The following is a 24,351-nucleotide window of genomic DNA, read 5'->3' on the forward strand; positions in this document are numbered from 1 at the left end:
AGAAGAGAGGGGAGGTGTCCGTATTGAAAAAATATTATATAACATTTATTATGAACGATGGCTCAGAAATAGCAATTGAAGAAGAAAGAGAAAGTAAAAATGACTTTTTCTTTAGTTTAAAACGATATGATTCTAAATGGTATAAAAGTAGTAATACAATTATTAATTTAGATAATGTAAATAGTATTGTTCTACAATCCGAGATGGAAAAAAATCAACCTCAAAAAGATAATGAAGCTAACTCAAAAGCTTTAAGAAGCACAGTTTGGTGACAGTTTAGTTTCCATCCTTAGGAGCAAGAATACGTGAAAACGACATATTTTCACTATTGTTGCTCCTGTGAAAAGGATGTTTGTATGTAAATACGTAAATGATTATTTGAAGTGCAGTGGCTGCCTTATTAAAGTCGGACCACCTTTATACGTTGCTTGCAATCTTTAAAATTTGAAATAGATTGGGTAAGTGCTCTAAAATAGTTAAGCGCTTTATCCACCGCTTATAATCACAAACAATTCTGTCTATCCAATTCCTGCTAAACTATTTTTTTTGAAATCAAAGGAAAGCGCTTAACCGAGGAGTATTCTTAAAAAGGAAAGACCTAGGGGGAGAATAGAAAAATGAAGAAAATTACTGTTGGCGTGATTGGAGCGGGAAGAATTGGTCAATTACATGCCAATAATTTATTACGATCTGATGTTTATGAATTAAAGATATTAGCTGATGTTTATACAGATCATTTAAAAGAAACAAACTTCGCAAAAAATATTCAGAATATTACCAATGATGTTGAAGTTATTTTTGAAGATCCTGATATTGACGCTGTGTTTATTTGTTCTTCTACAGATACACATGTGGATTATATTAAACGTGCTGCAAGATGTAATAAACATGTTTTTTGTGAGAAGCCGATTAGTTTAGATGTTGTTTTAACCAAAGAGGCACTAAAAGTCGTTCATCAATGTGGTGTGAAACTTCAAGTTGGTTTTAATCGTCGTTTTGATAAACACTTTCGCTCCGTTCGTAAACTGATCCAAGAAGATAAAATTGGTAAATTACATGTTGTGAAAATTACTTCTCGTGACCCGCAAATCCCTCCAGAATCCTATATAAAACGTTCAGGAGGAATGTTTAGGGATATGACGATACATGATTTTGATATGGTTCGGTATTTAACGGGTAGTGAGGTAGCTGAAGTTCATGTGAAAGCTGCAAATTTAATTGATCCGGTATTTTCTAAATATGATGATGTCGATACTGCAATTATTACACTCATTCTGCATAATGGAGCCATGGCTGTAATTGATAGTTCTCGTCAGGCTGTTTATGGATATGATCAACGTATTGAGGTGTTTGGCAGTAATGGAGCTATTGAAGTAGACAACGAAGTGGAGACAAATATAAAAGTCTCGACAAAAAATTCTATTTCTATTAATCATCCAAAATTATTTTTTCTTGAACGGTATAGGGATACTTATATTGCGGAAATAAATGAATTTGCACATGTAATCGATAATAAAGCTGAACTTTCATGTAGCGGTGAAGACAGTTATCAAGCTGAATTACTAGCTATGGCAGCTTATAAATCATGGAAAGAAAATAGAACTATATCCATGTCTGAAATACTTGAGGTTTATACATAACATCATGTTTAGACATTACAATAGATAGATAATAAAATTTGTCTAACAAGCTCTAGTATGCAGTTCAAAAAAAGTTATTTCAAAATTATTATAAAAACTAACGAAACATTTATCATTATTATCTACTATAAAGTAGCTGAAGCAGGGCAGGATTAAACAATTACAATAATTAATTTTAAATGAACTGGGATATGGACAAACCAATGTAATAGGTATCTCTTAATAAAAAGAAACATAGGACAAACTACTTCCTACATAGGCTAGTTAATGTAACGTAACCAACAAACAAAGAGTAGGTGAGTTATTTGTTTTATCATGTGAAGGAATTACAGTATCATGCTAAACCAGAGCGACCAGATCCGGTATATGCAAAAAAGTTACAGGAAATACTCGGGGGACAGTTTGGCGAGATTTCAGTAATGATGCAGTATTTATTTCAAGGATGGAATATACGTGGTAATGGAAAATACAAGGATTTATTAATGGATACAGGTACAGAAGAAATCGCACACGTAGAAATGATTGCAACAATGATAGCTAGATTATTAGATGGAGCGCCAGATGTCGAATTGGAAGACGCTGCTAAAGACCCGATTATTGCTGCAATCCTTGGTGGATCGAATCCACAGCATGCGATCGTTTCCGGACTCGGAGCAATGCCAGGAGATAGTGTTGGAAACCGCTGGACAGCAGATTATATCATTGCCAGTGGAAATTTACTAGCTGATTTTAGGGCAAACTTGAATGCTGAATCACAAGGACGCCTCCAAGTAGCTCGATTATATGAGATGACCAATGATCGCGGGGTAAGAGATATGCTTTCGTGGTTATTGGCAAGAGATACCATGCATCAAAACCAATGGTACGCAGCGATTTGTGAATTAGAAGAGAAGGAAAACATTGTAGTACCAAGTACATTTCCTCGGGAGTTAGAAAAGCAGCAAGTATCTTATACACTTTTCAATTTTTCCCAAGGAGAAGCAAGTGCAACAGGAAGGTGGGCACATGGCAGAAGTATGGACGGGTATGGAAACTTTAATTATATTGACAAGCCAATTGCTTTTGGAGAAGTACCGCATCTAAAGCCGGCTCCAAAATATATTTATAATACCCCTTTATGGGCTTTAAGAACATCGGATGACTCACCTGATCCGAATATGAAATAATTCATAGCTTTCGTTAAATGAAAAAATTTTTACTTTTCGTATTTGAAAGCTAACCTAGAAAAAAACTGCCTTTTGGCAGTTTTTTAATGAATATTTCTATATAAGCCTATCACTTTACCTAAAATCGTAACTTCTTTATAGATTAAAGGATCCATCATCGAATTTTCAGGTTGTAGACGAAAATGATCTTTTTCTTTAAAGAAACGCTTAACAGTTGCTTCATTTTCCGTGGTCATGGCAACGACGATATCCCCATTTTCAGCAATGTTTTGTTGCTTCACAATTACCATATCGCCATCTAAAATACCTGCTTCTATCATACTTTCCCCTTCAATTACTAAAACAAACAGATTATCATCAGGGCTCGAACTATTTGCTGGTATTGGCAAAAATTCTTCAATATTCTCCACTGCAGTAATAGGTAAACCAGCAGTAACTTTTCCAATTACTGGAACGTAACGTGCTTCTTCCTTGTGAATCGAAGCATCTTCACCTAAATCTAGTATTTCAATTGCTCTTGGCTTGGTAGGATCTCTTCTGATATAGCCTTTATCTTCAAGCCTTGCTAAGTGACCGTGAACAGTTGAACTCGACGCTAAGCCAACTGCTTTCGCAATTTCACGGACAGACGGTGGATAACCTTTATTCATAACTTCTTCTTTAATATAATCTAAAATCATTTGCTGTCTTTTGGAGAGTTTAGTCATGTATCTATCACCTCGCACATAGAATTAATTAATCTTAGTTTACCATTAGAAAATAAGTTACGCAAACATTCGTTCGAAAAAACACTTGACAAGATCATACGTTCGTGACATACTTTGATTAAACACGCGAACAAGAGTTCTGTTATAGAATAAGGAGGCCATTATCATGTTTCAAAAACTAACGAAAACAGATGTATTTTATCTTGTAGGTTTTGCATTTACATTAGGTTTCTTATATTATTCTATTATGATTAGTTAATTTGTAAAAAAGGAGTTTAAGAAAGTGAGAGCAGTTATCTACTGTCGTGTGAGTACAGATAAACAAACACAAGAGACATCACTTGAAAGGCAAAAGCAGGAGTTAATAGAGTTAGCAGCGAATCACCAATTTACCATAGTAGAATGCATTCAAGAGCAGGAGAGTGGATACAGCATTGAACGTGAAGGAATCTTTCAACTGCTCGATTTATTTTCTGATAAAAAAGCAGATTGTTTACTTATTCAAGATGAAACAAGACTAGGGAGAGGAAATACAAAAATCGCACTGTTTCATCAATTACATAAACTAAATATTCCAATCTATACTTCCTATCATAATGGGAAATTAGAGTTATCGGAGGCAGATTCCATGGTACTGCAAATTGTTGGAATTGTAGAGGAGTATCAACGAAAAATACATAATGCCAAAATAAAACGTGGAATGAAAAGAGCAATTGAATCAGGATACGATCCAAGTAAAAATCTTTCCAACCAACATAAAGCTCCCGGAAGAGAAAGAAAGGACTTTCCAATAGGAGAAGTCATCCGGCTTAGACAAAATAATTTAACATTTGCGGAAATCGCCTCTACTTTGACTGGATTAGGTTATCCAGTATCAAAGGCAACTGTACATCGAAGATATCAAGAATACCAAAATACTTGAATATCCCATATATTATCAGTAAGATAGATGGATGAGAATTTAATTTTAGTTCTTGTCATTTTATTTTATTGTTGATTATGATTGTAAATAGATCTTGCTAGTGCATGTTCAAAAAGAGGAGAAATAGACCTGCAAAGTTCAAGGGACAGTCTCCATTAACGCAGTATCACCTGAGGTGCTAGAAACAAGCCAATTAAAAACCTTGGTCTCAGGTAAAAGCTAGACATACTTCACCCCAGAGTACTCGGGTTCCTATCTAAATCTAACGTATGTGTTAGGTTTTTTGAACATCCTCTACTAGCAGAAACCTTTAAATATACGACTATTATAGTATCATATGCTATTGCTAATTTAGTAGGGAGGAATATCAATGCTTTCAAAAGCAAAAATTGAGCGAATTAATCAGTTAGCACGAAAAGCAAAAACAGATGGTCTTACAATTAAAGAACAAAATGAGCAGAAAAAATTAAGACATGAATATTTACAAGGTGTCAGAGCCTCATTTAAGAACCACTTTAAATCAATGAAAGTAGTTGACCCTGAGGGGAATGATGTGACACCTGAAAAAGTAAAAGCTCTGCAAAAAAAGTATAATAATGGTTTTTAGAAGATGTACAGACCTACTTGGTTATAAGTGTATGATTTCACTTGTAGCAAAGTAGGTTTCGTTATAGAATGGATAGAGGGTGAAAACAGCTTTAAATATGAAAGGAGACACAACTATATGTCAAATGAGATTGAACAAAAATCAATTAATACGATACGAACTTTGTCTATTGATGCTATCGAACATGCAAATTCAGGTCATCCGGGACTTCCGATGGGAGCTGCACCGATGGCTTACACCTTATGGACAGATTTTATGAACCATAATCCAAAGCATTCCAAATGGTTTAACCGTGATCGTTTTATCCTGTCAGCTGGTCATGGATCGATGTTACTATATAGTCTACTACATTTATCAGGATACGATGTTACAATAGATGATTTAAAATCTTTCCGTCAATGGGGATCGAAAACACCTGGTCATCCAGAGGTTCATCATACAGATGGAGTGGAAGCTACGACCGGGCCATTAGGACAAGGTATTGCTATGGCAGTGGGTATGGCAATGGCAGAAGCTCATCTTGCAGCAAAATTTAACAAGGATGACTTAGAGGTTGTTGATCATTATACGTATGCATTAGTTAGTGATGGAGATTTAATGGAAGGTATTTCACATGAAGCGGCATCACTAGCAGGTCATTTAGGTTTAGGAAAATTGATAGCTCTTTATGATTCTAATGACATTTCACTTGATGGTGACCTTCATCGTTCATTCTCAGAAAATACCGAACAGCGTTTTAAAGCATATGGTTGGCAAGTACTAACTGTAAAAGATGGAAACGACGTAGATTCAATTCGGGAAGCAATCAAAACTGCTCAAGAAAATACCGAGCAACCGACATTGATTGAGGTAAAAACGATAATTGGTTACGGATCACCAAACAAATCCGCTTCCTCTGCTTCTCACGGTTCTCCACTTGGTAAAGATGAAGTGAAGTTAACCAAAGAATTTTATAAATGGACACATGAAGACTTCTATGTTCCAGAAGAAGTATACGAAGACTTTAATGAAAAGATTGTTAAAAAAGGACAAGCATTAGAAAAAGAATGGAATGAGATTTTAACTAAGTATAAAGAAAAGTATCCAGAATTAGCAAGAGAATTGGAACTAGCAATAAATAATGAACTGCCTGAAGGTTGGGATAAGGAACTGCCACAATTTGATCCGGAAGAAGCTGCACTTGCTACAAGAGCATCTTCAGGTAAAGTTTTGAATGCTATTGCTAAAGCTGTGCCTAACTTCTTTGGGGGTAGCGCTGACTTAGCTGGATCTAATAAAACAACGATTAATGATGAAGATGATTTCTCCCGTCAGAATTATGCCGGTAGAAATATTTGGTTTGGGGTACGTGAACATGCAATGGGGGCTGCATTAAACGGTATGGCATTACATGGAGGATTACGCGTTTATGGTGGAACATTCTTCGTATTTAGCGATTATTTGCGTCCTTCCATTCGACTAGCTGCATTAATGAAAACGCCTGTAACTTATGTATTAACACATGATTCCATTGCAGTAGGAGAAGATGGTCCAACTCATGAACCAATTGAACATCTGGCTTCATTAAGAGCTCTGCCAGGGTTATCACTTATTAGACCAGCAGACGGTAATGAAACACAAGCTGCTTGGCGTTTAGCATTAGAATCTAAAGATAAACCAACAGCACTTGTGCTAAGCAGGCAGAACTTACCAACTCTATCAGGGACGAAAGAGCATGCTTATGAAGGTGTTAAAAAAGGTGCATACATTATTAGTGATGCTGAAAAAGAAATACCAGATGCAATATTGTTAGCAACTGGTTCTGAAGTACAATTAGCTGTTCGTGCACAAGCAGTGCTTAAAGAAAAAAATATCGATGTACGCGTTGTTAGCATACCATCCTGGGATCGTTTTAATGCTCAAGATGAGAGTTACAAAACAAAAGTTCTTCCTCCTGAAGTTAAAAATCGAGTTGCTATTGAAATGGCTGCTCCATTCGGCTGGGAACGTTATGTTGGCGAGCATGGTAAAATAATCGGTATCCATACATTTGGAGCTTCCGCAAAAGGTGAAAAAGTGATAGAAGAATATGGATTTACTGTAGAGAATGTGGTGAAGCATGTGGAATCACTAATAAAATAAAAAAAAGAATGGTCTAGTTTTAGGCCATTCTTTTTTTGCTCTATAGGAAAGTATAAAACTTTAGGCTTTATCCCGCATGTAAGGTGCCGTAAGTTTCCCACTTCAAGTCCTGAATTGATACAAAAGAGTCTAAGTGGGAGAAAACGGCCTAAATGCCCGATTGGTTCAAGGGCCTTTAGGTCATACCCTTGTGGTACTAACATTCCGTGTAAAAAGCATTCCACGGAATAAAGTTTCACTTTATCGTATAAGAAAAACGATAGCTTTCGTCATAAAGACTTGGCTACAAGCCAAGTTTTTCTAAGTGGAGAAGTTAAAACATAGGCTGGGCTACCGGTACGGACTTTTCGTTTGTGCTATTAACCTATAAAAATTTGTCTACAGCAATACTTCGACAAAAGAAGTGGTTAATTTTTTTATAATGTGACAGTTTTTTAATCATAGAATCTGTATAATAGTTTTTACTCTATCCCATATTAAAAGAGAAAACCACTACTCTTTTCGTATGTTATTTGGAGAGAAAGTAGGGGCGATTAATGACCACTATTAGAAGACGGATTGGAGCAATAAATTGTTGGAGAGAATTTTTAAACATCTTCACGTAAAGTTACGAAAGAAAAGTAACTTCCAATATAAGATAAGGGTGAAGTGTCTAAATGGTCATGTAAAGGGATTATTAATGGAGGAGGTAAAGGCGATGTATACGTATTCTATTTATTGGTTAACTGAAGAAGTGGCGATTCGTTATTTTCACAAGAGCGGGTTGTTATATCGATTTTTAAAAGAATATATAAAGCAGCCTAATCGGATAGATTTAAGAAAACAATTTGAATATATTACGTATCGTTTTTGTCGTGAAGAGATTGTAGCATATATGAAACAACAAAAACGTATAAATTGCATCGATTATATCGACAAACGAAATATGAAACTATATAATAGAGAAGCGTTTATTACTTTACATATTGATGAGAGACAGTTAAAATTTCGATGCGAAACCTTGGAAGATGCTGAGGAGTTACTATTTCCATTGTTACGTAGATATGAACCAATGCTTTTTATAGTTGGTGAAAATATATGTAATTTTGGCTGGATAACTCCATTTCTAAAATACAGGCAAACGGAAGAAGAAGTATTGTTTTCTTTTCGTTGATTTACTATACTGTATAAGAGACAACACGAAGGAGGAAAGCTTTTCATGGAGACGATTTGGGTCGTATTAATTGCTGTAGCAGCGTTAATAATTGGTGTTGCTCTTGGATTTTTTCTTGCCAGAAAATATATGATGAGCTATTTAAAAAAGAATCCACCGATTAATGAGCAAATGCTACGAACTTTAATGATGCAAATGGGACAAAAACCATCCAAAAAGAAAATCAATCAAATGATGCGTGCAATGAACAACCAAGCTGATAAGTAAGCACTTATTGATATATTTCGTAGTGTTTATAACTTGCAAAGACTCACCCCTTACTTCACAATAGTAGGGGGTCTTCTAATGGTTATTTACCTGTATCTAGGCTTTCTAAAATTCCCACTTCAAGAATTATAAATACGAGAACGCTTAATTAAGAGTACCTAATTCGTTCGGTTAACGGGACAAGGGTATGCTCCCGAAAGTAATACATCGCAATTTTCAAAGACAAGTAAGGATTTTTGAAAAGGTATCGCATGAAGAAAAAGTGTGGCTCTTTGTTAAGAACGCCTGAAATTTTAGCCTTTGTTCTATTTCTTATCAGTAAAGGTTATGGGAGGAATCCACTGAATGAATTTTTACTTTAATCGATCGACGGAATTTTCATAATAGTTAAGTTAACGTTATGAAAGCCTTTCACTTTTTTGTCAACTATTAATAACATAAAGACAATTCTGTCTGATACAATGTACAGTAAATATAAAAAGGAGGTATATCGTGTCAGAGATCAATATATTTCTTGCTTTCGGTGCAGGCTTTCTGTCATTTATTTCACCCTGTGTTTTGCCTTTGTACCCAGCTTTTCTATCTTACATTACCGGAATGAGTGTAAGCGAATTAAAAGATGATAATAAAATGTTAAATGCAAAGAGTATATTACATACTGTCTTCTTTTTACTGGGGTTTTCTGCAGTCTTCATTATGATGGGCTTTGCAAGCTCTGGAATATCTCAATTCTTATTGGTGAACAAAGATATCATACGACAAATTGGTGCAATTGTTATCATCTTTTTTGGACTCGTTATTGTTGGTATCTTGAACTTTGATTTTTTAATGAAAGATAGAAAAATTACATTTAAAAATCGTCCTGCAGGATTTCTAGGTACTTTTATTATCGGACTAGCCTTTTCACTAGGATGGACTCCTTGTACCGGACCAATCCTAATGGTTGTTTTATCATTAGCTGCTACTGAACCAAATACCGGAATGGTTATGATGATTAGCTATATACTTGGGTTCTCTATTCCGTTTTTTATTTTATCCTTTTTTATTGGTAAGCTGAATTGGATTAAAAAACATAGTTTAAAACTAATAAAAATCGGCGGATATGTCATGATTTTTATGGGGATTGCTTTATTCTTTGATTGGATGACAGCTTTAACTTCATATTTAGCAGGATTGTTTGGGTTTTACGGCTTCTAATGGATTTTTCTCCTGTCTTATATTAAAATAAAGACTATATATGCTATATAAAGGGGCAATACATTATGTACAAATACAAAACAAATGATCTTATTTTACGAACGACCGCATCACTAATTGCCTTTATTTTATTGGGATTTGCTGTTTATTTATTATTAGCTGGACACAACTCTCCAGGTGGAGGATTTGTCGGCGGTTTAATGACATCAGGAGCTATTTTATTAATGAATATGGCTTATGGATTTGAAACTGTAAAAAAAGTATTACCGATTAATTTTGTTAAATTAATTCCAATTGGTCTTGCCGTTGCTGCTGCCACAAGTGCCGGGGCATTTTTATTTAAGCAGCCATTTTTATCTCATACCTTTGGTTACATTCACATTCCGATATTCGGTGAAGTTGAATTAGCTACTGCAATGCTTTTTGATATAGGTGTATACTTGACAGTTGTCGGTGTAATGATGACCATTATTTTAACTATTGCTAATGATAAGGACTAAATAGGGGGAAAAGCGATGGCCAAAATACTTGTGGTCGATGATGCTAATTTTCTGCGCATGACTCTTTCTACTATTTTGAAAAAAAAACAACATGAAATTGTAGGAGAAGCAGAAGATGGAGAAGAGGCAGTACGACTATATCAAGAATTGAAGCCAGATATAGTAACGATGGATATTACAATGCCAGTAATGAATGGAATTGAAGCAATTAAAGAAATCATGCAAATAGATAAAGATGCACTGATTATTGTATGTTCAGCAATGGGGCAGCAAAAAGTTGTGGTTGAAGCAATTGAATTGGGAGCCAAGGACTTTATTATCAAACCATTTGACGAGAACCGTATATTTGATACGATTGATCGTGTATTAAGTTTTAAAAGGGTGAATGATAACAAGTAATTTGGCAATGGGAGAGAGGACTTACAATGTTTTGGTTAATTGCAAGTACAATTGGAGCAGCAATTATGGCCACAGCAATGATATTTATTCGTTTAAGAGCAGCTAAAAAACCTGCTTCTGTAAAGAAGATTATTTTACCGCCCTTTTTTATGAGTACAGGGGCGCTGATGTTTCTATTCCCTGTTTTTCATATTAGCTGGTATCAAGTAATGGAGGCTTTTAGTGTAGGTATTGTTTGTTCCATTTTCCTCATAAAAACATCGAAATTTGAAATTCGTGATAATGCAATCTATTTAATACCCTCCAAAGCCTTTGCCTTTATTTTGGTTGGATTATTAATTTTTCGCATTATTTTCAAGCTTGCCATTGGAAGTCATATATCTTTTGGAGAAATGAGTGGAATGTTCTTTTTATTGGCATTTGGAATGATTTTAACCTGGCGTTTAGCAATGCTTTATAAATATTTACAAATGGAAAAGCAATTAATACAGAAGTAATTTGATTCAGAAGCGATTTAACATACCATAAGTAATAAGTTACGCTATATTCAAAAAATGAGAAATTAAATAATACGTACTTTAGGGGGGGCTATCCGTTTTAAGATATCCCCCCTAAAGTTATAACAGTATTAAAAGTTGCCTGATAGATTTATCCCGCATGTAAGGTGCCGTAAGACCTCCTACTTCAAGAGCCTTTAGTTGATACAAAAGGGTCTAAGTGGGAGAAAACGGCACCTAAATGCCCGATTCGTTCAAGGGCCTTTTGGGTCATACCCTTGTGGTACTAACATTCAGTAGGAGATGGAAGAAAACTCCTACTGAATACAAGTTTCACTTTATAGAAAAAGCAGTTCTGAAAGATTATGATTTGTGTTTTTGCTGCCAATCTGGTGCATAATCGCTCCGAGATTGTTGAAAGAATTGCTCATAGGGTGCTGTATCAATATTTTTTTGGGCCAGTTTTTTTCGTAAAAATTTATGATCTCGTTTAGGTGTTGCAATGATATAGCCTTCAATTAAAATTTCCCTCGTTATTTTTTGATTGTTCTTTTTTAGCGCTAATTCACCAATTTTACCAACGATTTTATGCCTAGCTACATCACGAAATAACTCTGGCACTGGAGAAACTAATTCCTCTAATAACTCTTTTTCCTCTGTACCCCACATATGTTTTGTTTTATTTACATAATAGTCTTCCCAATCCATCATGGATTTTCCGTCTTTTTTTGGTAACCGTTTCAGAAATTTACGAAACATAAAATATCCACCAATAGCCATAATTCCAATCATGAAAAAACCCCAAAGAATGGTTAAATAATCAACAAAAACCGACATATTATTACGCTATTCCCCCCTTTTTCCAATATTTCGTAATAATTTGACAAAATATTTAACTATTTAATTTATTTTTTTAAGCAATTATAGTAAGATTACTAATAATTGGATAGTTAACTTAAGAACGAGATTTACTATAAGTATATGATGAAAAACTTTTTCAAACAAGCGTCATATTCTCAAGAAATTAAACATAGGATAAATTGAAACGAAAGGATTTGTTGATATTTGCAAAAAAAGGGGGAAACATAATGAATTATGATAAGAATACAAGAAATCATGAAAAACTTATTCATATAACTGAAACGAAGCCAACAATGCAAACACAAGGTTTTAATTTATCAACGTTATCTCCATTTATGCTTGCATGGATAGAGAAGAATTGTCATGATGTTATTCTCGTTCTAGATGAAGATGGAAAAATGCTTTATATTTCCGATTCTGCTGAACGAATTCTTGGTTATCAACCTTCTCAACTAGTCGGAAAAGCTTGGTATGAATTTGTTTATCGGGAAGATGTAAAATATGTAAAAGAGAACTTGAAGCAAATATCTTCAACCAACCAATTCTATGAAATAAATGTTCTTAATAGTGAAGGTGAATATATCTGGTCAGAATGTACGCTAACTAAATTAAAGGAAGAAGACGAAAAGATCTATTATATCGCTATTGTTGCAGATATTCGTGATAAAAAAGAAGCAGAGGAATTTATGATCCAATCAGAGAAAATGTCAGTTGCTGGACAATTAGCTGCTGGGATTGCTCATGAAATTCGTAACCCTTTGACATCACTAAAAGGCTTTTTACAATTACTTCAAGCTGGTGTAAATAGAAAAGAAGAGTATTACAATATTATGGTAGAAGAAATTGAAAAGATGGAGACCATTACATCAGAGTTATTATTCATTTCCAAGCCATTAACTGAGAATAAAAAAGTACAACTCGTTGAATCTATGATTCATGATGTCATTGTACTGCTAAGACCACAAGCGAAAATGAGAGGTGTTGTCATCGAGTATTCAGCTTCTGGGGGCGAAAAAATTTACTGTGATCGTTCACAAATCAAACAAGTTCTCATTAATTTAATTAAAAATGCTATTGAGGCAATGGAAAATGGTGGAAAGATCCAAGTTAATACAAGTTCATCTGACACGCATGTACATATTAGTGTTATAGACGAAGGTCCTGGAATTCCAGAAGACATTATAAATAGGTTAGGTGAACCCTTTTTTACAACGAAGCAAAGCGGCACTGGATTAGGACTTATGATAACAAAGCAAATTTTGGAACGTCATCAAGCATTCTTGGAAATAAAGGCAAATGAAGGAGCCGGTAGTACATTTCGTATTATTTTTCCTGCTCCAGCATAACAGGTATAGTTTACTAAAAGTAACGCACTTATTCAAGATTATTTATACAAAATTTAAAAAAGATGATTTTTGCAAGTTGTTGTTGCAGGTTGTAAAAGTTGCCAATAAAAAGAAAAAACAGATAAGCGTAACATAGAACAAGCTAACCCTTTTATTACTGTTAATAGAATAGATGTTATAATTATAATTAGCAATTGTTTTATTTTTAATTTTAGATAATTTTTTGTTATCACTTCACATAACTATTTACTATATGTAATGAAGGGCTCAATGGTTTGTTTTATGCTGCGTTTTCTTATAAGATAGAAGGAGTGAGAGGTTTTTTACTTGCATGAACAAAATCCGTAGTATGTTGTAACTACGGGGAAGCATGAAGAAAGGGGTACGAACATGGGGAAGAGTAATTCGTTTAATGCAAAGAAACAATTTGAACTAAATGGAAAAACGTACAACTACTATGAATTAAAAGCTGTAGAAAATGCTGGGTTAGGAAAAGTATCACGATTACCGTTTTCAATTCGAGTACTTTTGGAATCGCTTATTCGTCAGCAAGATGGTCATCAAATTAAGGAAGAACATGTAAAAGGACTTGCTAAATGGGGCACAAAAGATGGCAAAGGGGTAGATGTTCCATTTAAGCCGTCCCGTGTTATTTTACAAGATTTTACTGGTGTCCCAGCTGTAGTAGACCTTGCTTCTTTAAGAAAGGCAATGGTTGATATGGGGGGGAAACCAAGTGAAATCAATCCGGAAGTACCAGTAGATTTGGTTATTGACCACTCGGTACAAGTAGACCAATATGGTACACCGGATGCTTTAAAAGTAAACATGGAATTAGAATTTGAACGAAATGCAGAACGCTATGAATTTTTGAACTGGGCTCAAAAAGCATTTGATAATTATCGTGCTGTACCTCCGGCAACGGGAATTGTTCACCAAGTAAACTTAGAGTATATTGCAAATGTTATTCATGGATTAGAAAATGAAAGTGGGGAGTATGAGGCATTTCCGGATACGTTAGTCGGCACAGATTCGCATACTACGATGATTAACGGCCTTGGTGTTTTAGGTTGGGGTGTAGGAGGCATTGAAGCAGAAGCAGGAATGCTTGGTCAACCTTCTTATTTTCCAGCACCTGATGTTATTGGTGTGAAATTTACTGGCAGTTTCCCGAATGGAACAACTGCAACAGACTTAGCGCTAAAAGTAACTCAAGTGCTGCGTGAGAAAAATGTAGTTGGTAAATTTGTTGAATACTTTGGGCCTGGATTAAAGGATATGCCGCTTGCAGATCGGGCGACGATTTCCAATATGGCTCCGGAATACGGTGCTACTTGCGGATTTTTCCCAGTTGATGATGAGGTGTTAAGCTATTTAAAACTTACAGGTCGATCACAAGAGCAAATTGATCTTGTTGAAAAATATTGTAAGTTAAATAATCTATGGTATTCTTCCGATGAAGCGGATCCAAAATATACAGAAGTAGTAGAAATAAATTTATCCGAGTTACAGCCAAACCTTTCTGGACCAAAACGTCCACAGGACTTAATCGCTTTATCCGATATGAAGAAAGAATTTAATAAGGCCATTACAGCACCTGCAGGAAATCAAGGTTTTGGCTTAGATAAATCTGAGTTCGACAAGGAAGTAGCTGTAGAGCATTCAAATGGCAACACTTCCATAATGAAAACTGGTGCAATAGCCATTGCAGCGATTACATCTTGTACAAATACATCCAACCCTTATGTGATGTTAGGTGCTGGGCTGCTTGCAAAAAATGCAGTCGAAAAAGGGTTAAATGTGCCGGATTATGTAAAAACATCGCTTGCTCCAGGATCTAAAGTGGTTACTCGTTATTTGGAAGACTCAGGTTTAATGCCATACTTAGATAAACTAGGCTTTAACCTTGTGGGCTATGGTTGTACAACTTGTATTGGTAACTCAGGTCCATTACGTGAAGAGATTGAGCAAGCAATTATTGATAATGACTTAACGGTAGCATCGGTTCTATCGGGTAACCGTAACTTTGAAGGAAGAATTCATCCACTAGTTAAGGCGAACTACTTAGCTTCTCCTCCATTAGTAGTTGCCTATGCACTTGCTGGTACCGTGGATATTGATTTGACAAAAGAACCATTAGGTACAGATAAAGATGGAAAACTTGTCTATATGGATGATATCTGGCCTTCAATGGAAGAAATTAAACAACAGGTAGAAGCAGTCGTTCAGCCGGAAATTTTCCGTAAAGAGTATGAAGATGTGTTTACCTCCAATGAACGCTGGAATCAAATTGATACAACAGATGAACCTTTATTTGAATGGGATAGTGAATCAACTTATATCCAAAACCCGCCATTTTTTGAAGGATTATCTAAAGAAGCAGGTTTTGTGGAGTCATTAGAAGGCTTACGAGTCATTGGAAAATTTGGGGATTCTGTTACAACTGACCATATTTCTCCAGCTGGAGCAATTGCAAAAGATATGCCAGCAGGAAAATATTTGCAGGAGAAAGGTGTATCCCCACGTTATTTTAACTCTTACGGATCTAGGCGTGGAAATCATGAAGTGATGATGCGCGGTACATTTGCCAATATACGTATTCGTAACTTAATTGCACCTGGAACGGAAGGTGGTTTTACAACTTATTGGCCAACGGAGGAAGTTATGCCGATCTATGATGCCGCAATGAAATATAAGCAAGATGGAACCGGTTTAATTGTAATAGCTGGAAAAGACTATGGTATGGGGTCCTCTCGTGACTGGGCAGCTAAAGGTACTAATTTATTAGGAATTAAAACGGTCCTTGCTGAGAGCTTTGAGCGAATTCATCGTTCGAACCTAGTAATGATGGGAGTACTACCACTTCAATTTCAGCCAGGTGAAAATGCAGAGAAGCTAGGCTTAACCGGTAAAGAGACCTACCATATAGATATTAATGAGAATGTGAAAGCCCATGATTTAGTGAAGGTAATAGCTGTTGATGAATCAGGTAATAAAACAGAATTCCGTGCCATTGCTCGTTTTGATAGTGAAGTAGAAATTGATTACTATCGTCATGGTGGCATTTTGCAAATGGTTTTACGTGAAAAGTTAGCTGCTATCTAATTATATGAAACTAGTAAGCCTCTGTAGATCTATATTTACAGAGGCTTTTTTATCTTCTGGAGATTATATCCGTATTGAGAATAACCTTTTTGAAAAGTAATAGGCTCTAGCTTATGCGCTCAAGCGGTAGCAAACTTCGGTCTTTTTCCTACGCTAAGTCAACATTAGCTCCAATCTAATGGAAAAGAGCTTCTTTCATCCAACCGAATACTTGAACTGCCCCCTGTCAAGTAGACAGTGGAAATAATAAAAAAGATTTAAGTGGCTTTAGCTCTATATTCCATAGGGCTAAGGCCGTTTAATCGCTTTTGATACCTTTCATAATTATAAAAATGAATATACTCATCTATCGCAGTAGTAAGTTCCTCAAATGTTTTATATTTATGTAAATAATACTTCTCACATTTCAGTGTCCCAAAAAAAGACTCCATTGGTCCATTATCAATACACCGACCAACTCGTGACATGCTTTGTGTCATCTCTGCCGCATCTATTTTACGTTTGAACCCTTTAGAGGTGTATTGGAATCCACGGTCACTATGGATAAGAGGCTGTTCTTCATTCAATAGTACTGTGGCTGGATCAAGTGTCTTAAATACAAGTTGATTATTGTTGGAATGTCCTAGAACATAACTTATAATGGATCCGTCATAAAGATCACGAATCGCACTTAAATAGGCCTTTTTTGATTGGTCATACTTAAATTCTGTAACGTCCGTTACCCATTTTTCATTTGGTTTTTCGGCTTGGAATTCACGATTTAATATATTGTCTGCCACATGTTGAGGTGTAGAGCGTTTATATCGCTTCTTCTTGACACGAATGACAGAGCGTAATCCAGCCACTTTCATCAACCGATAGATTCTTTTATGATTAAGTTTCTCCTCGAACTTTCTATTCATGTGAAGGGTCATTTGACGATAACCAAATATACCACCCACTTTTTCATGGAGTATTTGCACCTCTTTGATAATTTCTTTATTCTGTATTTCTCTGGATGAAGGAGTACGATTTAGCCACTTATAGTATGCAGAACGTGCAATTCCCGCGATTTCACAAAGTAAACGAATGCTTAACCCTTCATTCTGGTGAAGCTCTTGAATAGCGACATACTTATCCTCAAATCGGATTTGGCTTATTTTCGCCTCCTTTCGATCTCCTCTAACTTTTTTAAGAAAGCATTCTCTGCACGTAAACGTTCGTTCTCCTTTGCGATTCGATGCATTTCTAACTTCATTTTTTCTTCGGAAGTTAACTCATTTTCACTTTTAGAACGTCCTCTTCTATCCTGTAACGCATCCCATCCACCATCTTCATATTTACGTACCCATTGATATATTTGTTGGTAAGACACTTGATGATTATCCGCAGTTTGTTGATAATTCTTCCCGTTCGCTAAGGCATCTTGTACCATCTCAATTCGTTCTTTCCAAGTTGTTTTTCTCCCTTTAGTCATCGAGCTCGTTCTTCCTTTCGACGTATCCTTTAATTCTCTATGACTATTATACTGCTTTATCCATTTTCGAAGTACGGATGTGCTAGATATTTTATACTTGCGAATGACCTCCCGTTGAGAATACTCCCCTGATATATAATCTTCTACAGCTGCTTGTTTTAAATCTTTAGAATATGACTTCCATGTCCTTGAGTTCTCCAATCCATTGAGACCGTATTTCTCATATTTATTAGCCCAATCATACAGAGTTACCTCCGAAATTCCGTATTTTGAACATAATTCTATTAGCGTATAATCTTCATTCTTATATGCCTTTAACACTTCATACTTAAACTGTCTAGAGTAAAATTTATATTTATTGGACATAAAAAACTCCCCTTAAGGTAATAACAGATTTTTATTTTTTAATCTGTCTACTTTAAGGGGAGCATATCAACTATTAAAGGCTGTTTTGTATAAATTGTTGCTTTCTTGACCAAATTCCTTAAAAGTTTATATAACAGGGGAGAGGAGGCGTTCAGTTATGTGCCCCAAACAATTTGCATCGTTTACACTATGAAACAAGGCTTGTTTCCAGAAGCGCAGATAAAATCGCTTAAAACCATCCGTGAGGCTTCGTCTGTGTTCATTGTGATAGTGTAGTCTGTAAAACGTAATGGTAAATATCGGTCAAGACAACGCTCTTTATGTAAGGATTGCGGAAAGACTTTCAATGATTTAGCACGTTAATAACTCTCATAACCGTTTAAAAGGATGATTGGGGAAAGCTTTCAAGACGTAGCAACCTATATTAGTTTCGTTGGGATTTAGGCAAACAAATAGCATTTGTCGAACGAGTCAAAAATGCTTGTTTCTGCCTGTCGAAAGTTAAATCACACCACAGTTGAAATGTTGAGAAGTACTTAACTAATTATTAGACGTATATTTATTGCTTCCAGGTAGTTTCTTGATTTCATTCCAGGCTTCAATCGCTTCTTCACGACGTTTTCCTTGATTTCTCGGGTCAGCAAAAAAGTCACGTATGAATTGATTGTATTCAAATTGAGGTGCAATGTTTTTCTTATACGAAGAGTCTTTTTTTCGTTCTATTTCCTCATACCAAGCGTCTACAACATCACGATATGTTTTTCCGACATTGTTTTTAAAATAGTTTTGGATATAGGTGGAAAAATGAAATTTTGGAATAATAGACTTAAAAAATGCTCTTACATTTTGGCTACAACGATGGTTTTCTGTAATGACTGTATCAAGACTTAAATTTGCTTGAGGTTGTATTTTCTTATTCGATTTAAGTTTTCTGGTAGGTTTTTTAATCTCCCCTGTCCGAATAAATGTCTCAATCCTATCGGAAATCTCTATTTTAGAACCAGAAGCATTTATTCCATTTTCTCTACAAAAGGATAGTAATTCTTCCTTTAACCAGTAATAATTTTTAAAACTTTCTACACTTATATCTTTAGTTAAATTAGGTCTCGTAAATTACACCTCCATATTTAATTATGTTCATTATGGAACATTTGTTCTTGTGAAGCAAAAATAATTATAGTCAAAAACAATAAAGTTTATGAAAAACAGGCAAATATGAAGGTCTAGCAAAGATAGTTAGGTGTCTATTATTTAATCACTGGAAACTGTGTTGAATTATCAGACAAACGTTTTACTTTTAACTTTAGATTGTGACACTTAATCTATTTGGTTTAGGTTATTTACATAGCAATAATCAGTAAAGATAAAAGGGATTAAAAATAAAATTAACACCTATCCTTTATAAGAACATTGGATAGTTTTTTAGTTATATCTTAAACCACAAACAGTTACCAAAAAATTTAGGACTCTCAAACGTTTGGGTTATCAAAAAGATGTACTTATATTAGTAAATACATTCTTACAGTCCACAAGAAGCGTTTTGATTGAATTTTTTTCTAGAGAGACTAACTTATATAAACGGCAAAGCATTTCCTAATTTTAGACTTCCTTAAAATTACTGCTCATTCCTTTACATTTGTATCGAATTTACTTACGATGAAATCAGTGTAAATTATTAGATAATGCTTTTACAATAATTAAAAAGGGGCAAGGGGATCAGAATGTATAAAAAAATGCTAGGCGTTGCTATAATAGTGGTGTTAGCTGGTATTGTGTTATTTAATTATGTTCAAAAAAAAGAAGATTCGGTTTTAGATACTCCAAATTCCAATATTAGTGATGAAATGAATGCGAAAGGTGGAATGATTACGTCTAAAAAAAAGGGAGAAACCCTTGAAGTTGGTAATCCTGCACCAGACTTCGAATTAAATACATTGAGTGGAGATAAACTCACATTAACAGATTTACGAGGCAAAAAGGTAATTTTAAATTTTTGGGCCACCTGGTGTCCACCATGCCGAGAGGAAATGCCTGAAATGGAGAAGTTTTATAATGATGCCAAATCAGATGTCGAAATAGTAGCTGTAAATTTGACCAACTCAGAGAAAAATGAAGAAGATGTAAAAGAATATATAGACAAATATGGATATACATATCCAGTTCCTCTTGATGGAAAAGGTAAGGTTCGCAATACGTATCAAGTTATCGCTGTACCAACAACGTATTTTATTGATGAAGAAGGGAAAATTATAAAGATTCACCCCGGTCCTATGAATTATGAATTAATGGAAGAAACAATTGAAGCTATGTAAAACAGATGTATACTTTGATTAGAAATTGGCCATCCTGCTTTAAAAAAGGAGGGGACGGCCATGTCCTTAAAGAAAAGAAGAACGTTTGATGACTTAGTTCAGGAAAATCGTCAAAAGATTTTAAAAGATAAGCTGCTGATGGAAAAAATCGAACAACAAATAGAGCAAAAACAGAAAAGGATCAGACAGAAAAAAGTGCAATGAAAATCGTAACCGCTAGATTGTAAAGCGGTTACTATTTTTTATACTATAGGAAAGTATTAAATTTTAGGGTTTATCGTAAAAAGAAAAACGATAGCTTTTTGGTTTGAGAAAGTATATCTGTTTGTACATAGTTGATAACTATTTGCAAAGTAGCGTCGTCTAGCTTATTCGCTTTGTTCGGTAACTAATAGGAAAACAGAATGACACATTTATTATACGTTGAATAATTTTGGATAGATTAGGAAAACTAGGAAAGCAACCTATAATGAAAGGAGTCATGGTGATGACAGATAATAATCAACCAAAGCCAGACGATCGCAGTGATAACGTAGAAAGATTACAAGAAATGGTTCAGGATACAATCCAAAATATTGAAAAAGCACATGAAACAATGGAATTTACATCTGGTGAAGAAAAAGAAGCCATTAAAGCTAAAAATAAACGAAGAGAGCAAGCAATCGAAGGAATGCGAGCCGAAATTAAAGATGAATATAGAAACCAAGAGGATCAATAGAAGTAAACCAAAAAATTCTAAGTGATATGCTCCCCTTAAGGTAGACAGATTAAAAAATAAAAATCTGTTTTCCTTAAGGGGGAGTTTTTGTATGTCCAAAAGATCTCATTCAAGTAAATTAAAATATAAAGTACTAAAGGCTTATAAACAATGAGAATTATACAATGAATGAGTTATGTTCAACGTATAAAATTAATAAATCAACTCTATATCGCTGGATTGAAAAATTTGAGAATGAAGGAATACGTGGTTTAGAAAAATCAAAAACATGGAAACCGTATTCTCAAGAATTAAAAGAAACAGCCGTAAGAGATTATCTTCCAGGTGAATATTCTTTACGTGAGGTTATAAGAAAGCATGGTATATCTGATACAAAAGTTCTCCAATTTGTACGTTGCTAACCAAGTGCATCCAGCCTTTTGTTCTAGTAAAGTAAAGAGAGAGGATCACTAGTTATGTTTCATTCAAATGTAAAAATATTGGATTTTCTTTTCGCAAAAGAAATTATGTTTAATGTTTACCAATTCGAACATTTTTTGAAAGGTTTAACGAGAAGGATCACTTAAGATATGATAAGCTTAATAGAGAAAATATTAGCTTAGGAGGAATTTTTCGTTGCATAAAGAGAAAACACCAATCGAAGTAAGATATCAGGAAACGGATCAGATGGGAGTTGTCTATCACGCCAATTATTTAGTCTGGTTTGAAATTGGCAGAACTAAATTTATTGAATTTCTCGGTTTTCAATATAAAGAAATGGAAGAGCATAACGTTGTTTCTCCGGTTACAAATGCAAATATTCAATTTAAAAAACCAATTCGCTACGGAGACAACGTCACAGTAGAAACATGGCTTGAAGCTTATAACGGGATAAGAACTGTATATGGCTATCTTATTTTAAATGGGGAGGGAGAAGTTGCTGTAAGTGGAACAACCGAGCATGTGATCGTAAACAAAGATACATTCCGTCCATTGTCATTAAAAAAAACATTTCCAGATTGGCATAAAGCATATAAAAAACAATTAGAAGGAGATAGCTAGAGTGGCGTTTGGAATTACTAAGAAAGAGCTGATCACTTGGAAACAACAAGTAAAAGCCGGTGAAATTGCTTTTATAACCCACTACTGGCTGGATGAGCGATTTCCAGATTGTACTACCGTAACCAAGGTAGGATGTAGTGATCTGGATAAACTACTTACATGGGGGAAAAAGTATCAATTGTTAGCTGAATGGATTGATTATAAGAACAACCATTACCCACATTTTGATTTATTTGGTGAAAGACAAAAATACATACTTGAAAAAGAAAACCAGTGGGAACAATTAAAACGTTTTAATTTATTGGAGAAAAAAATACATAAAAAGAGCTAATTTTAAGCTCTTTTTATGTATTGTATGTTTGGCTCCTGTTTTTTTCTGCTAAAACTAATTTTTAAATCATGGTCTTCAAAATACCAAGCATCTTTTGCCTCAATAAAGAAAGTAATATTATCGACATCGTTGGAAGCGTAAACTTCAACCGGCTTTTCATTACTAACCCCTAAAGAAAAGCCAGGAACGTTTCCCCCAAATCCACCATATCTGACAAAAAAACGCACATATGCTTCATTTTCTTCAATGTCTAGTTCATCTCTATACCATTTTGCTGCCTCTTTGCTGATTTGGATATTCATCTGAAAAACAGCTCCTTTTTTATTTCTTTTTCTTTTCTGGTACTAAATCAATCCCGCCAGGATGAAAAGGGTGGCATTTGCTGATTCGTTTTACTGTCAAATAGGTGCCTTTAAAAAAGCCAAATCGGCGATATGCTTCCAACCCATATTCAGAGCACGTCGGATAAAAACGACAGGTTGGGGGTTTAAATGGGCTAATCGCAACACGATAAAATTTAATTAATCCGATAAAGATATACTTCATAGGAACCCTTCTTTTATTTAATTCTTTGTTTTATCATAGGTAATTGTTGCAAATGCATCATGCATATGAATGGATTCCTCATTTTGACAGCTTACTTTGAACTTGGTAATAAACGGTGTTTCATATAAATCTGCAGCTATTAATCGTACCATGTCTTCAACGAATCGTGGATTTTCATAGGCTTGTTCGGTAACCCTCTTTTCATCCGTTCGTTTTAAGATTGGATGTAATCTTGCGCTCGCATTACTTTCTGCAGCTTCAAGCAATACTTCCTTCCAATCAAACTCCGTTTCAGCAAATTGTTCATCAACTGATATATCGATTGTTACATTTCCGCGCTGATTATGAGCACTATATTCGCTAATTTCTTTAGAACAAGGACACAGCGTTGCAATAGCTACAGTGAGTGCAAGTTGAATATTCACCCCACGATCTTCATCGTATTTCATCTTTATACTAGCATCTGCATGATTAAGACCTGCTAAACCTGTATCAGGGGCTTGTCTTTCATAAAACCACGGAAAGCTAACTTCCATATAAGCATCAGGCTGTTCGAGGCGATTAGCTAGCTCTTTTGTAAAGCTTTTTAATACATTCAAATCCGTTGAAAAGCCTCTTGCATGATAATCTGCTAATTGTTCATTAAAACGGCTCATATTCGTTCCTTTATTCGTTTGCTTTAGACTAGAAGTAAACGTAAATGAACCGATACTTGTTTGAGTGTAAGGTGCAATCGTGCTATTTATCATAATCGGATGCTTTACCTTCGTTATCCCAACTGCATCCAAAGCAAATAAGAAATCCTTTTTTGTATTCTGTAAGTCCGCCATATACTTTTTATCGACAGGTTTCGATTTTGGGGCTGGCTTTACAGAACCAAATAATTGATGGCGCTCCTGTTTTGTTGGTAATTTTTTAACTGGAAAAGTTTTTGTGTTGTCCATCACATCGCCCCCTTTCTCTTTACTTCTAAAGTATACGTTACGATAAAGCGAGAATCAATCTATAGGTTTTATCCCGCATGTAAGGTGCCGTAAGATTCCCACTTCAAGAGCCTTGAGTTGATACAAAAGGGGTTAAGTGGGAGAAAACG

27 protein-coding genes and 1 pseudogene are annotated in these 24,351 nt (G+C 35.0%); 21 read left to right on the plus strand and 7 right to left on the minus strand.

The window, feature by feature from the left end; all coding sequences use genetic code 11:
- Positions 1-23 precede the first annotated feature (23 nt).
- From BN1066_RS16325 to BN1066_RS16335, 3 genes are all read left to right on the plus strand, one after another.
- The gene (locus BN1066_RS16325; protein WP_077320506.1) at positions 24-272 is read left to right on the plus strand and encodes a hypothetical protein; all 249 of its coding nucleotides are present in this window, start codon (positions 24-26) and stop codon (positions 270-272) included.
- Between the two features lie 345 nt (positions 273-617).
- Complete coding sequence (gene iolG, locus BN1066_RS16330) at positions 618-1,640, plus strand: inositol 2-dehydrogenase (protein ID WP_077320507.1); 1,023 nt, start codon at positions 618-620, stop codon at positions 1,638-1,640.
- Positions 1,641-1,945: 305 nt separating this feature from the next.
- On the plus strand, positions 1,946-2,806 hold the full coding sequence (locus BN1066_RS16335) for a manganese catalase (protein WP_077320508.1): 861 nt from the start codon (positions 1,946-1,948) through the stop codon (positions 2,804-2,806).
- 83 nt (positions 2,807-2,889) lie between these two features.
- On the opposite strand, the gene lexA is transcribed toward BN1066_RS16335, so the two are convergent.
- Entirely contained in the window at positions 2,890-3,513 is a 624-nt protein-coding gene (gene lexA, locus BN1066_RS16340) for a transcriptional repressor LexA (RefSeq protein ID WP_077320509.1), read from the minus strand.
- 283 nt (positions 3,514-3,796) lie between these two features.
- Here lexA and BN1066_RS16345 point away from each other — a divergent pair, with 283 nt between their 5' ends.
- From BN1066_RS16345 to BN1066_RS16385, 9 genes are all read left to right on the plus strand, one after another.
- The gene (locus BN1066_RS16345; RefSeq protein WP_077320510.1) at positions 3,797-4,435 is read left to right on the plus strand and encodes a YneB family resolvase-like protein; all 639 of its coding nucleotides are present in this window, start codon (positions 3,797-3,799) and stop codon (positions 4,433-4,435) included.
- Between the two features lie 370 nt (positions 4,436-4,805).
- On the plus strand, positions 4,806-5,042 hold the full coding sequence (locus tag BN1066_RS16350) for a DUF896 domain-containing protein (protein ID WP_077320511.1): 237 nt from the start codon (positions 4,806-4,808) through the stop codon (positions 5,040-5,042).
- A 117-nt stretch (positions 5,043-5,159) separates the two neighbouring features.
- Complete coding sequence (gene tkt, locus BN1066_RS16355; protein WP_077320512.1) at positions 5,160-7,163, plus strand: transketolase; 2,004 nt, start codon at positions 5,160-5,162, stop codon at positions 7,161-7,163.
- 697 nt (positions 7,164-7,860) lie between these two features.
- Positions 7,861-8,316 carry a sporulation inhibitor of replication protein SirA gene (gene sirA / locus BN1066_RS16360; RefSeq protein WP_179104420.1) on the plus strand — a complete coding sequence of 152 codons (456 nt, stop codon included), beginning with the start codon at positions 7,861-7,863 and terminating at the stop codon, positions 8,314-8,316.
- Between the two features lie 45 nt (positions 8,317-8,361).
- Positions 8,362-8,583: a YneF family protein gene (locus BN1066_RS16365; RefSeq protein WP_077320514.1), complete on the plus strand. Its 222-nt coding sequence runs from the start codon at positions 8,362-8,364 to the stop codon at positions 8,581-8,583.
- Positions 8,584-9,075: 492 nt separating this feature from the next.
- A complete protein-coding gene (locus BN1066_RS16370; protein ID WP_077320515.1) occupies positions 9,076-9,780 on the plus strand; it encodes a cytochrome c biogenesis CcdA family protein in 705 nt (234 codons plus the stop codon).
- Positions 9,781-9,845: 65 nt separating this feature from the next.
- On the plus strand, positions 9,846-10,280 hold the full coding sequence (locus tag BN1066_RS16375; protein ID WP_077320516.1) for a Na(+)/H(+) antiporter subunit B: 435 nt from the start codon (positions 9,846-9,848) through the stop codon (positions 10,278-10,280).
- Positions 10,281-10,295: 15 nt separating this feature from the next.
- Positions 10,296-10,679 (plus strand): response regulator, encoded by a 384-nt coding sequence (locus BN1066_RS16380; RefSeq protein WP_077320517.1) that lies wholly within the window; start codon positions 10,296-10,298, stop codon positions 10,677-10,679.
- A 26-nt stretch (positions 10,680-10,705) separates the two neighbouring features.
- Positions 10,706-11,176: a CcdC family protein gene (locus BN1066_RS16385; RefSeq protein ID WP_077320518.1), complete on the plus strand. Its 471-nt coding sequence runs from the start codon at positions 10,706-10,708 to the stop codon at positions 11,174-11,176.
- Positions 11,177-11,539: 363 nt separating this feature from the next.
- On the opposite strand, the gene BN1066_RS16390 is transcribed toward BN1066_RS16385, so the two are convergent.
- On the minus strand, positions 11,540-12,013 hold the full coding sequence (locus BN1066_RS16390) for a DUF2621 family protein (RefSeq protein ID WP_077320519.1): 474 nt from the start codon (positions 12,011-12,013) through the stop codon (positions 11,540-11,542).
- Between the two features lie 251 nt (positions 12,014-12,264).
- Here BN1066_RS16390 and BN1066_RS16395 point away from each other — a divergent pair, with 251 nt between their 5' ends.
- Both BN1066_RS16395 and acnA read left to right on the plus strand, forming a co-directional pair.
- Positions 12,265-13,383 (plus strand): ATP-binding protein, encoded by a 1,119-nt coding sequence (locus BN1066_RS16395; RefSeq protein WP_245799814.1) that lies wholly within the window; start codon positions 12,265-12,267, stop codon positions 13,381-13,383.
- A gap of 390 nt (positions 13,384-13,773) precedes the next feature.
- Entirely contained in the window at positions 13,774-16,488 is a 2,715-nt protein-coding gene (acnA, locus tag BN1066_RS16400; protein WP_077320520.1) for an aconitate hydratase AcnA, read from the plus strand.
- A gap of 257 nt (positions 16,489-16,745) precedes the next feature.
- Here the strand turns inward: acnA and BN1066_RS19690 are convergent.
- Positions 16,746-18,310, minus strand: a protein-coding gene (locus BN1066_RS19690) for an IS3 family transposase (RefSeq protein ID WP_143695864.1) whose coding sequence is annotated in 2 segments (ribosomal slippage) — positions 16,746-17,671 and positions 17,671-18,310 — 1,566 coding nt in all. Because the reading frame shifts where the segments join, the coding sequence is not laid out codon by codon here.
- 159 nt (positions 18,311-18,469) lie between these two features.
- On the opposite strand from BN1066_RS19690, the pseudogene BN1066_RS21345 reads away from it, so the two are divergent.
- Positions 18,470-18,667, plus strand: a pseudogene (locus BN1066_RS21345) (transposase); the annotation flags it as partial.
- Positions 18,668-18,850: 183 nt separating this feature from the next.
- On the opposite strand, the gene BN1066_RS20925 reads toward BN1066_RS21345, so the two are convergent.
- Positions 18,851-19,396 (minus strand): DUF6434 domain-containing protein, encoded by a 546-nt coding sequence (locus BN1066_RS20925; protein WP_077321521.1) that lies wholly within the window; start codon positions 19,394-19,396, stop codon positions 18,851-18,853.
- A gap of 635 nt (positions 19,397-20,031) precedes the next feature.
- Between BN1066_RS20925 and BN1066_RS16420 the strand changes: the two genes are divergently transcribed.
- The 6 genes from BN1066_RS16420 to BN1066_RS16445 all read left to right on the plus strand — a co-directional run bounded on the left by BN1066_RS16420 (position 20,032) and on the right by BN1066_RS16445 (position 22,712).
- Positions 20,032-20,622 (plus strand): TlpA family protein disulfide reductase, encoded by a 591-nt coding sequence (locus BN1066_RS16420; protein ID WP_077320523.1) that lies wholly within the window; start codon positions 20,032-20,034, stop codon positions 20,620-20,622.
- 60 nt (positions 20,623-20,682) lie between these two features.
- On the plus strand, positions 20,683-20,826 hold the full coding sequence (locus BN1066_RS16425) for an FbpB family small basic protein (protein WP_077320524.1): 144 nt from the start codon (positions 20,683-20,685) through the stop codon (positions 20,824-20,826).
- A 283-nt stretch (positions 20,827-21,109) separates the two neighbouring features.
- Positions 21,110-21,340, plus strand: a complete 231-nt coding sequence (tlp, locus tag BN1066_RS16430) for a small acid-soluble spore protein Tlp (protein ID WP_077320525.1) — start codon at positions 21,110-21,112, stop codon at positions 21,338-21,340.
- Positions 21,341-21,504: 164 nt separating this feature from the next.
- A complete protein-coding gene (locus BN1066_RS16435) occupies positions 21,505-21,741 on the plus strand; it encodes a helix-turn-helix domain-containing protein (RefSeq protein WP_077321522.1) in 237 nt (78 codons plus the stop codon).
- A gap of 214 nt (positions 21,742-21,955) precedes the next feature.
- The gene (locus tag BN1066_RS16440) at positions 21,956-22,381 is read left to right on the plus strand and encodes an acyl-CoA thioesterase (RefSeq protein ID WP_077320526.1); all 426 of its coding nucleotides are present in this window, start codon (positions 21,956-21,958) and stop codon (positions 22,379-22,381) included.
- 1 nt (position 22,382) lies between these two features.
- Positions 22,383-22,712 (plus strand): hypothetical protein, encoded by a 330-nt coding sequence (locus tag BN1066_RS16445; protein ID WP_077320527.1) that lies wholly within the window; start codon positions 22,383-22,385, stop codon positions 22,710-22,712.
- 2 nt (positions 22,713-22,714) lie between these two features.
- Here BN1066_RS16445 and BN1066_RS16450 read toward each other — a convergent pair whose 3' ends face one another.
- From BN1066_RS16450 to folE2, 3 genes are read right to left on the minus strand one after another with little or no spacing between them, the layout of a single operon-like run.
- Positions 22,715-23,014: a HesB/YadR/YfhF family protein gene (locus BN1066_RS16450; RefSeq protein ID WP_077320528.1), complete on the minus strand. Its 300-nt coding sequence runs from the start codon at positions 23,012-23,014 to the stop codon at positions 22,715-22,717.
- Between the two features lie 19 nt (positions 23,015-23,033).
- Positions 23,034-23,258, minus strand: a complete 225-nt coding sequence (yidD, locus tag BN1066_RS16455) for a membrane protein insertion efficiency factor YidD (RefSeq protein ID WP_077320529.1) — start codon at positions 23,256-23,258, stop codon at positions 23,034-23,036.
- Between the two features lie 17 nt (positions 23,259-23,275).
- Positions 23,276-24,202, minus strand: coding sequence for a GTP cyclohydrolase FolE2 (gene folE2 / locus BN1066_RS16460; protein WP_077320530.1), 927 nt, complete (start codon positions 24,200-24,202; stop codon positions 23,276-23,278).
- Between the last annotated feature and the right edge of the window lie 149 nt (positions 24,203-24,351).

Origin of the sequence: Virgibacillus proomii (assembly GCF_900162615.1) — a bacterium.
Taxonomy (GTDB): Bacteria; Bacillota; Bacilli; order Bacillales; family Amphibacillaceae; genus Virgibacillus; species Virgibacillus proomii.

Excerpts from the sequence above, each read along its gene's own strand:
- iolG (WP_077320507.1), top strand. The coding sequence starts at position 618 with ATGAAGAAAATTACTGTTGGCGTGATTGGAGCGGGAAGAATTGGTCAA.
- lexA (WP_077320509.1), bottom strand. The coding sequence starts at position 3,513 with ATGACTAAACTCTCCAAAAGACAGCAAATGATTTTAGATTATATTAAA.
- BN1066_RS16350 (WP_077320511.1), top strand. The coding sequence starts at position 4,806 with ATGCTTTCAAAAGCAAAAATTGAGCGAATTAATCAGTTAGCACGAAAA.
- tkt (WP_077320512.1), top strand. The coding sequence starts at position 5,160 with ATGTCAAATGAGATTGAACAAAAATCAATTAATACGATACGAACTTTG.
- sirA (WP_179104420.1), top strand. The coding sequence starts at position 7,861 with ATGTATACGTATTCTATTTATTGGTTAACTGAAGAAGTGGCGATTCGT.
- BN1066_RS16365 (WP_077320514.1), top strand. The coding sequence starts at position 8,362 with ATGGAGACGATTTGGGTCGTATTAATTGCTGTAGCAGCGTTAATAATT.
- BN1066_RS16375 (WP_077320516.1), top strand. The coding sequence starts at position 9,846 with ATGTACAAATACAAAACAAATGATCTTATTTTACGAACGACCGCATCA.
- BN1066_RS16380 (WP_077320517.1), top strand. The coding sequence starts at position 10,296 with ATGGCCAAAATACTTGTGGTCGATGATGCTAATTTTCTGCGCATGACT.
- BN1066_RS16385 (WP_077320518.1), top strand. The coding sequence starts at position 10,706 with ATGTTTTGGTTAATTGCAAGTACAATTGGAGCAGCAATTATGGCCACA.
- BN1066_RS16390 (WP_077320519.1), bottom strand. The coding sequence starts at position 12,013 with ATGTCGGTTTTTGTTGATTATTTAACCATTCTTTGGGGTTTTTTCATG.
- BN1066_RS16395 (WP_245799814.1), top strand. The coding sequence starts at position 12,265 with ATGAATTATGATAAGAATACAAGAAATCATGAAAAACTTATTCATATA.
- acnA (WP_077320520.1), top strand. The coding sequence starts at position 13,774 with ATGGGGAAGAGTAATTCGTTTAATGCAAAGAAACAATTTGAACTAAAT.
- BN1066_RS16420 (WP_077320523.1), top strand. The coding sequence starts at position 20,032 with ATGTATAAAAAAATGCTAGGCGTTGCTATAATAGTGGTGTTAGCTGGT.
- BN1066_RS16425 (WP_077320524.1), top strand. The coding sequence starts at position 20,683 with ATGTCCTTAAAGAAAAGAAGAACGTTTGATGACTTAGTTCAGGAAAAT.
- tlp (WP_077320525.1), top strand. The coding sequence starts at position 21,110 with ATGACAGATAATAATCAACCAAAGCCAGACGATCGCAGTGATAACGTA.
- BN1066_RS16435 (WP_077321522.1), top strand. The coding sequence starts at position 21,505 with ATGAATGAGTTATGTTCAACGTATAAAATTAATAAATCAACTCTATAT.
- BN1066_RS16450 (WP_077320528.1), bottom strand. The coding sequence starts at position 23,014 with ATGAATATCCAAATCAGCAAAGAGGCAGCAAAATGGTATAGAGATGAA.
- yidD (WP_077320529.1), bottom strand. The coding sequence starts at position 23,258 with ATGAAGTATATCTTTATCGGATTAATTAAATTTTATCGTGTTGCGATT.
- folE2 (WP_077320530.1), bottom strand. The coding sequence starts at position 24,202 with ATGGACAACACAAAAACTTTTCCAGTTAAAAAATTACCAACAAAACAG.